6 protein-coding genes are annotated in these 8,899 nt (G+C 41.8%); all 6 read left to right on the top strand.

Annotated features, from left to right (window positions below; translation table 11 throughout):
• The first annotated feature begins 366 nt into the window (after nucleotides 1–366).
• The 6 genes from recJ to WS40_RS11645 all read left to right on the top strand — a co-directional run bounded on the left by recJ (nucleotide 367) and on the right by WS40_RS11645 (nucleotide 8,881).
• Complete coding sequence (gene recJ / locus WS40_RS09855) at nucleotides 367–2,406, top strand: single-stranded-DNA-specific exonuclease RecJ (protein ID WP_046441958.1); 2,040 nt, start codon at nucleotides 367–369, stop codon at nucleotides 2,404–2,406.
• Between the two features lies 1 nt (nucleotide 2,407).
• Nucleotides 2,408–4,798, top strand: coding sequence for a RelA/SpoT family protein (locus WS40_RS09850; protein WP_242989196.1), 2,391 nt, complete (start codon nucleotides 2,408–2,410; stop codon nucleotides 4,796–4,798).
• A gap of 13 nt (nucleotides 4,799–4,811) precedes the next feature.
• Nucleotides 4,812–5,456: an MBL fold metallo-hydrolase gene (locus WS40_RS09845; protein ID WP_022286489.1), complete on the top strand. Its 645-nt coding sequence runs from the start codon at nucleotides 4,812–4,814 to the stop codon at nucleotides 5,454–5,456.
• Nucleotides 5,453–6,910, top strand: a complete 1,458-nt coding sequence (gene hemZ, locus WS40_RS09840) for a coproporphyrinogen dehydrogenase HemZ (RefSeq protein ID WP_046441956.1) — start codon at nucleotides 5,453–5,455, stop codon at nucleotides 6,908–6,910. Before WS40_RS09845 ends, hemZ begins: the two co-directional genes overlap by 4 nt.
• Entirely contained in the window at nucleotides 6,894–8,255 is a 1,362-nt protein-coding gene (gene rlmD, locus WS40_RS09835; RefSeq protein WP_046441954.1) for a 23S rRNA (uracil(1939)-C(5))-methyltransferase RlmD, read from the top strand. Before hemZ ends, rlmD begins: the two co-directional genes overlap by 17 nt.
• Nucleotides 8,256–8,719: 464 nt before the next feature.
• The gene (locus WS40_RS11645; protein WP_325208525.1) at nucleotides 8,720–8,881 is read left to right on the top strand and encodes a hypothetical protein; all 162 of its coding nucleotides are present in this window, start codon (nucleotides 8,720–8,722) and stop codon (nucleotides 8,879–8,881) included.
• The last annotated feature ends 18 nt before the right edge of the window (nucleotides 8,882–8,899 follow it).

The raw sequence follows: 8,899 nt of genomic DNA, 5'->3' as shown, positions 1-8,899 counted from the left end.
AGGGACTCCACACTTCCGTCCCAGCGTTTCAGCCAGAAATATATATATGAACGTGATTTATTGTATTTTCTGCTCGCTCGGCTCACTCCATATTTCTTTGCGTAATTCATTAAGGATTGACGAAACTTCATATCTTGTGTTATACTATTCATGAGAGATAGGCTTCCTTTCTGATTTGTATTTGTGTGGTAACTTTATTTTATCAGATTTTTGCCTATCTCTCTTTTCTTTTTTCTTAATTTTGTCCAATATCTATTGTAGCACTACACTGAAATTTCACACTTTTTCTTGATGCTACTTGAAAAAAGGCTGTTTATGTGGTATAATGAATGATGAATGTAAATTTGCGTAAAGGACTATTTCTATATGAAAAAATGGAGAATAAACAGACCTGACCCTGTGAAAACTGCAGAGTTTATGAACAAGTGTGACTTGAAAAGCCTTACCCTAGACGTCATGACTTCAAGGGGTTTCACTGACTTTGACAGCCTTGCTGATTTTTTTAAAGGCGAAGAACTTAGTGATCCTTTCCTTATAAAGGATATGGCTATAGCCGCCGAGGTGATAAACAAGGCGGTTGATCAGTATGACCTTATTTGTATTTACGGTGACTATGACTGCGATGGAGTTACGTCCACCACTATACTTTACAACTATCTTGAAAGCATGGGCGCAAACATTATGTACTATATTCCTGAGCGTGAGGCTGGATATGGCATGAACATGGAAGCTATTGAAATGCTTGCAGAAAAGGGTGTTAAGCTTATCGTCACTGTGGATAACGGCATTTCCGCAGTTGAGGAAGCTGAGCGTATTGCTGAGCTTGATATGGAACTTGTTATCACAGATCACCACCAGCCGCCTGAGAAGCTTCCGAGGGCAAGGGCTATCGTTAATCCGCATCGTGCAGATTGTCCTTCGTCATTCAAAGACCTTGCAGGAGTTGGTGTAGCTTTCAAGCTTTGTGCTGCACTTGACGGCGGCAGTTATGACACTGTTATGGAACAGTATGCCGACATTTGTGCTATCGGTACAGTTGCGGACGTTGTGCCACTCACAGGGGAAAACAGAACTATTGTCAAGCGTGGTCTTGAATATCTTGCAAACACCGAAATATTGGGACTAAACTATCTTATAGATAAAGCAAAGCTTGATAGAAATGCTCTTGACTCAACAGGCATTGCTTTTAGGATTGCCCCTGTTATAAATGCTTCGGGCAGATTTGGCTCACCTCTTACAGCGGTAAAAACACTTCTCAGCGAAGACCCAGAGGACGCTGAGAATTATGTTGACACTCTTTTAAATCTTAACGCCCAGCGCAAGCAGACGGAAACAGAGATAATGACAGAAATAGTAAACCATATAAACGCTCACCCTGAAACTCTTGACCATAGAGTGCTTGTGCTTTCAGGCAAGGGCTGGCATCACGGAGTTATTGGCATTGTTTCTTCACGCATTTTGGAATTTTACGGAAAGCCGAATGTTATAATCTCCATTGATGATGATGGAAACGCACGAGGCTCTGCGAGAAGCGTAAAGGGCTTCAATATATTCAAGTGTTTTCAGCATTGCGGAGAGCTGCTTGATAAATTTGGTGGACATGAGTGTGCAGGAGGTCTGTCGCTGAAGGCTGAGAACATTGAAAAGTTCACTCAAATGGTGTATGAATACAGCGATCCTATGGAGAAATTCCCTAGCGTTGAGCTTATAGCGGATAAGCTTCTTATGCCGCAGGATATCAACCTTGATAATGTAAAGGGTCTTGCCGCAATGGAGCCTTTTGGTGCAGAGAACCCTGTTCCAGTTTTTGCAATGCTTGGAGTAAGAGTAGATAAGATAATACCGCTGTCACAGGGCAAGCATACAAAGATCGAGTTTTCATACGGAAGCTATAGAGGACAGGCTCTTATTTTCTCCCTTGCACCTGAAAAAGCTTGTTTCGCAGTTGGCGATAAACTTGATATGCTCGTGGAGCTTGGAATAAATGTGTTCAATAACCGTGAGTCCATATCCATAAGAGTTATCGACCATAGATTGAGTGGAGTAAAGCAGGAAAGATATTTTGCGGCAAAGGATTGTTATGAAAAGCTCATGCGCGGGGAACAGCTTCCTGCAAGTTTTATACGAAAAATAATCCCGACAAGGCAGGAGCTTATCGGCGTATATAAATACATAAGTGCAGTTAAGAATATTACGTTGGATAATCTTTTCATGAAAATATCAGGTGACAGCATGAATTATTGCAAACTGCATATTTGCGTTGATATTTTCCGTGATAAGGGTCTTATTGAGTTCAGACCCGCAACTATGAAAATAAGCTACGTTGTGCCGAAACAAAAGGTAAATCTTGAGGACTCTGAAACTCTTGTTAAGCTGAATGAAATGCTTGGAAAGGCAGGTAACTAAAATGTCAGATAAAGAGAATATTTTGCTTGATCCTGCTGAAATGGATAAGATAGAAAATATGCCTGAGATAAAAACTGTCAGTGAAGAAGATCTTCCTGCCGAATCCGAGGTTAAAGAGCAGTTTGAAGAAAAGCCTGCTCCTACGGCTTCGCCTGACTATACCGACGCTGTGCCTGAAGCTTCAAAGCCTGAGCATATAGGTGAGAGGTCGGTGTGTTCCATTGATGCACTTATTCAGAAAATACTTGATGGCGAGAGGCAGTACGATCTGTCAAAAATCGTTTCCGCCTATGAACTTGCTGAAAAGTATCATCACAATCAGAAAAGAGAGTCTGGCGAGCCGTATATAACCCACCCTCTGTCTGTTGCATATATTCTTTTGGAGCTTGGCATGGATACTGATACTATTTGTGCAGCACTTCTTCATGACGTTGTGGAGGACACTCCATGCACTCTTGAAGAATTACAGAAGAATTTTGGCTCAGACGTTGCAATGCTTGTAAATGGCGTTACAAAGCTGAAAAAGGTAGAAACTTTCACCAAAGACGAGCAGAAAGCTGAGAATATCAGAAAAATTCTTCTTGCAATGAGCGAGGATATTCGTGTTATTATCATAAAACTTGCAGATAGACTTCACAATATGCGTACTCTTAATTATTGCAAAGATTCAAAACGCAGAACTATCGCCCATGAAACAATGAACATCTATGCACCGATAGCTCACCGCCTTGGAATACGCTCAATTAAAGATGAATTTGAAGATCTTGCTTTTTACTATCTTGATCCATATGCTTATGCCGAGATAGACGAGCAAATGCAGCTCAGAAAGGGCAGCCGTGAACAGCTTGTTGAAAACATCAAGCACAAGATACATGACAGGCTTGAAAAGGATTTTGACCCTGTTCCCCTTATCGAGGGTCGAGTTAAAAGCAATTATGGTATTTATAAAAAAGTATATCGTGACGGCAAGGAGATAGACCAGATATATGATCGCTATGCCGTAAGAATTATCGTCAATACAGTTACCGAGTGCTATAACGTACTTGGCATAATCCACGATATGTTCAGACCTATCCCAAACAGATTTAAGGATTATATTTCCACGCCTAAGGCTAATATGTATCAATCTCTTCACACAACTGTTATCGGCAGAGAGGGAATACCTTTCGAGGTTCAGATAAGAACATGGGAAATGCACAGAACGGCTGAATATGGCATCGCAGCTCACTGGAAATATAAAGAGGGCGTAAGGGGTAGCTCAAAGGACGATCAGCGCCTTGCATGGATAAGACAGATAATCGAGTCACAACAGGAGTCAAACGACGTTGAGGAGATAGTAAGGGCTATCAAAAATGACCTTGCCCCTGAGGACGTTTTTGCTTTCACTCCAAAGGGCGATATGATAACACTGCCTGTCGGATCAACTGTTATCGACTTTGCTTACGCTATCCACACACAGGTGGGTCATAAGATGTGCGGCGCAAAGGTAGACAAGAAAATGGTGTCTTATGATTATCAGATAAAAACAGGCGAGATAATCGAGATACTTACTACCAACGTTGAAGGTCATGGCCCAAGCCGTTCATGGCTTAATATCTGCAAGACCAATGAAGCCAAATCAAAGATACGTTCATGGTTCAAAAAGGAAAGACGAGAGGAAAATATCTTTGAGGGCAGAAATGCTCTTGAAAGAGAGTTCCGCAGAAATAATATAAGAGTGCCTGAGGAAGAACTTGAGGACTTTCTCAAAATGGATATGCACAGACACAGCTGTGATACCCTTGACGACTTCTTTGCAGCTATCGGCTATGGTGGAGTTCAGCTTTCAAAGGTGATGCAAAGGCTGAAATCTGAGTATAATAAGAAATATGGTGAAAAGGCTCAGCCTGATACTTCTGACCTTGAAAATAAGATAAAGACTTCTAAAAATTCCACCGGTGTTATCGTTGACGGCATCGACAACTGCGCTATCAAGTTTGCACAGTGCTGTAATCCGCTTCCAGGTGACGAAATAGTCGGCTTTATCACGAGAGGTCACGGCATATCCGTGCATAAAAAGGATTGCGTGAACTATCTTTCGCAGAAAGATGATCCTGAAAATGCCGCTCGTTGGATAAATGTTAAGTGGGAAAGTTCTGAAAAGCATACTGGCTATTTCAAGTGTACTTTGGATATTGTTGCGGTTGACAGAATAGGTCTGCTGGCAGACGTTTCGTCAGCGCTTGCAATGATCAATATTTTTATCTATGAGTCAACCTCAAGGGAACTGAAAAACGGCAATGCAATGCTTTCCGTAACTGTCAGCATTGCAGGAATGGAACAGCTCAACAATGTTATAAACAAGCTTCAGAAAATAAAGAACGTTATTTCTGTTGAAAGAAGCGGTAAATAAGAAAGGACATATAATGAAAATATATAGGCTCAAACCATTGAGTGTTTGTGAAACGAACAGCTATATTGTTGCAAGCGAAGAAAATAACTGCGTTCTTATCGATGCACCTGCCGACCCCGATTATATTCTCGGTGAGATAGAGAGTCACGGTCTTACGCTTAAAAAGATCTTTCTTACCCACGGTCATTTTGACCATATCGGTGCTGTGGCTGACCTTGTAGACAGGACAGGCTGCGAGGTGTATATCCACATTATGGATAAGCCTAAGCTTACAGATGACGCAGGAATGCTTGCTAATCTTTTCAGAATAAGAGGACACAGAAATTACACAGGCAAGGTCAATGTGTTTACAGAGGACGATATACTAAAGCTTGACGAGCTTGAATTTGACGTATTGGAAACGCCGGGACATACAAGCGGTTCTGTTTGTTTCATATGCGGCATGAATATGTTTTCGGGAGATACCCTATTTTCAAGAAGTGTTGGCAGAACTGACATGCCTGATGGAAGCAGCCCAGCCCTCATGAAGTCGCTTATGAAAATAGCTGACCTTGGTGGAAATCTAACTGTTTATCCTGGTCACATGAATGTCACGACACTTGACGCTGAGAGAAAGTATAACCCATATCTCAGGCAGGCTGCGGAGGCTTTGAAATGACTCTGATATTCAGCGGCAACAATTATAAATATGAGCTTGAGGGAGTAATGAAGCTTTTTATCCCTGCAACGCTCTTTACCCACGTTTTTTCTGACAGCATAGATACAGAGGACGATTATGTGTTCGCTCAGAAAAAGGATAACGCTGACAATGTTTGTTTGAGCGTTAAGGTGAGATATGACGGCAAGACTTGCGAAAAAGAGGAGTTTGTGCATTTTGAAAGCGACATGGAACTTTCGCTTTCAAGACTTCTTTTTAAGGCAATGAGCGAGATAACAGGCATTGTGCCGAAATGGGGCGTTATAACGGGAATAAGACCTGTGAAGCGTGTGAATGATATGCTCAGTGAGGGCATGAACAAGGCGGAGATATTTAAAGCCATGGAGAGCAGATATCTTTGCAGCGAAGAAAAGTGCGATATTGCATACAAAACTGCTATAACCCAGAAGCCTGTCCTTGATGAGCTTGAAAAGGACAGCTTTAGTCTTTATGTGTCAGTGCCGTTTTGTCCCACAAGATGCTCCTACTGTTCTTTTGTTTCGCAATCTATCGAGGGCTGTATGAAGCTTATCCCTGAGTATGTGAACAAGCTGTGTGAGGAGATAGTTTATAATGCGAAGATAACGGAAAAGCTTGGTTTGAAGCTTGACACCGTATATTTTGGCGGCGGCACTCCTACCACGCTCACTGCTGCTCAGCTTGACAGAGTTATGAAAGTCATTGCAAACAGCTTTGATATGTCAACTGTCCGTGAATACACTGTTGAAGCGGGAAGACCTGACACCATAACTGAAGAAAAGCTGAAGGTGCTTAAAGCAAACGGCTGTGGCAGAGTATCTATAAATCCACAGACTTTGAATGACAGCGTTCTTGAGGCTATTGGTAGAAAGCACACAACTGCTCAGTTTTTTGATAGCTTTGACCTTGCAAGAAAAGTTGGTTTTGACTCTATAAATACTGATATAATCGCAGGTCTGCCAACAGACACAGTGGAGAGCTTTGAGAATACCATTGATAAGCTTATAGAGCTTGCTCCTGAGAATATCACTGTACACACACTTTCCATAAAGCGTGCGGCTAGGCTAAATCACAGCGGTGACAGGGAAGTGCTGAAAAATCCAGCCGATAAAATGGTAGAGTATGCCACAAAAAGACTTCTTGAAAGCGGCTATCTGCCTTATTATCTCTACAGACAGAAGAATATGCTTGAAAATCTTGAAAATATAGGCTGGACAAAGCAGGGTCACGAGAGTTTGTATAATATCTATATAATGGAAGAGGTTCAGACCATACTTGCAATGGGTGCAGGTGGCTCGACAAAGCTTGTTGACAAAGAGGGCGGACGTTTGGAGCGTGTGTTCAATTACAAATTTCCGCTGGAATACAATAAGCATTTTGAGCTTATGCTTAAGCGAAAAAATGAGATAGAGGAATTTTATGCTAAAGAAAAATGAGATTATCAGGCTTGAAATAAGCGGTATGACAAATGAGGGCAACGGAGTAGGAAAGCACGAGGGCATTGCTGTTTTCGTGCCTTTTACTGTTATTGGCGACGTTATCGAATGCAGGATAGTCAAGATCTGCAAAACGTATTGCTATGGCATTATCGAAAATATTGTAAGTGGTTCGGTTGAAAGAACGAAGAACGATTGCCCTGTTTATTCAAGGTGTGGCGGTTGTTGTTTTCGTCACATGAGCTATGAGGAAGAATGCCGTGTAAAAGAGCAGTTCATAAAGGATTCATTTGAGCGTATCGGTAAGCTTTATCCTGAATATGACAGCTTTGAGGGTTGTAAACAGCTTGTTGGCTATCGTAACAAGGCGCAGTACCCTGTAGCAGAGCAGGACGGCAGGGCAGTTTGCGGATTCTATTCAAGGCGTTCTCACCATGTATGCGATCACACCGATTGTGCATTACAGCCTGCCGTATTCAAGGCAATAGCCGATGAAATAATGGCATATGTGAACAAGCGTAAGATAAAGGCATACAACGAGGAAACGGGAAGCGGTCTGCTCAGGCATATTTATCTCAGGCGTGGCGAACACTCAGGTGAGATAATGGTCTGTCTTGTTATAACCGACCTTAAAAAGCGTGGCGTATTTGATGTGCTTGTGAGTGAGCTTTGCAAAAAATATGCTGATATAAAGAGTATAGTTTTCAATGAGAATAGCCGAAAGACCAACTGTATACTTGGACAGAAGCTTGTTACTGCGTATGGAAGCGACACGATACACGATACCATGTGTGGAAATGATATAGAGATATCACCGCTGTCATTTTATCAGGTAAATACAATTCAGGCGGAGCGGCTTTATGAAATTGCCGCAGATTATGCTCAGCTGACAGGAAAGGAAACTCTTCTTGATCTTTACTGCGGTGCAGGAACGATTGGTTTGTCAATGAGCAAAAAGGTGAAAAAGCTCATAGGTGTTGAGATAATACAATCTGCAATAGACAATGCAAAGCGAAATGCCGCAGCAAACAATCTCACAAATGCGGAATTTATATGTGGTGACGCAGGAAAGATAGCAGAGATACTTTACAGCCGTGGCGAGCGACCAGATGTGATAATAGCTGACCCTGCAAGAAAGGGCTGCACTAGGGACGCACTGGAGTACATGGCAAAAATGTCCCCTGACAGGATAGTTATGATATCCTGCAATCACGCTACTGCTGCTAGGGACTGTGCTGTGCTGGAAGAGTTGGGGTATAAGACGGTCAAGGTCAAGGGCGTGGATCTGTTTGGGAGGACGGGGCATGTGGAGACGGTCTGTTTGCTGTCAATGAAAGATAAATAAGAGCCAGAAAATGGCGTATTTCCGGGCTTTTTCGGAGGTTTGGATTTAAAGCCAGACTTTTTAAAAAGCTTGGTTTTCTTATATGGAAACATATCCACTGCAAAATATGTGTCAGCTTGTAACCTCGGATTAGATGTCACAATTTGAGACAGTGGATTAGATGTCAGGCATTTTGGGATGATTTTTGGAAAATGAAAAAGGGTGACAACCAATCCTGCAAGACTGACTCCTATTGAAATCGGTCAGGGAGTAACCTATAAAGAGGCAAAATTAACATTTCTTTGCAAAAGTTGTATCAGCATCAATTTTCCAAAGAGGATATTACAACTGAAGTTCAGGAGTATTATGCTTCCATGCCAAAAGTCTATCCCGATTTCAATGGAGGCTGGCAACCACATATTGTTTTTGTAGATGAAATTATAGAGGTTAGGGATGAGCGATAAATTGGAATTTAGAGGATGTGAATGAGCAGCATGAAGAAAATAAAAGAAGAAATTAATTTGAAAAAACTCCTTAGGCTGAAGAATACAGGCAGTATCTTTGTGATTGCGGGGCTTTTGACGATTTTTGTAATAGCGTCGTACACATTTATTCTGTTTGATTTGTTTTTTGGAAAGAAGAAGTAGGACAAGTGAAAATCAGAG

This window comes from Ruminococcus sp. N15.MGS-57 (assembly GCF_000980385.1).
GTDB classification, from domain to species: Bacteria; Bacillota; Clostridia; order Oscillospirales; family Ruminococcaceae; genus Hominimerdicola; species Hominimerdicola aceti.
Note: the sequence above shows the minus strand (reverse complement) of the source record. Positions and strands in the feature narration are given on the sequence as shown.

Excerpts from the sequence above, each read along its gene's own strand:
- WS40_RS09850 (WP_242989196.1), top strand. The coding sequence starts at position 2,408 with ATGTCAGATAAAGAGAATATTTTGCTTGATCCTGCTGAAATGGATAAG.
- hemZ (WP_046441956.1), top strand. The coding sequence starts at position 5,453 with ATGACTCTGATATTCAGCGGCAACAATTATAAATATGAGCTTGAGGGA.
- rlmD (WP_046441954.1), top strand. The coding sequence starts at position 6,894 with ATGCTAAAGAAAAATGAGATTATCAGGCTTGAAATAAGCGGTATGACA.
- WS40_RS09845 (WP_022286489.1), top strand. The coding sequence starts at position 4,812 with ATGAAAATATATAGGCTCAAACCATTGAGTGTTTGTGAAACGAACAGC.
- recJ (WP_046441958.1), top strand. The coding sequence starts at position 367 with ATGAAAAAATGGAGAATAAACAGACCTGACCCTGTGAAAACTGCAGAG.
- WS40_RS11645 (WP_325208525.1), top strand. The coding sequence starts at position 8,720 with ATGAGCAGCATGAAGAAAATAAAAGAAGAAATTAATTTGAAAAAACTC.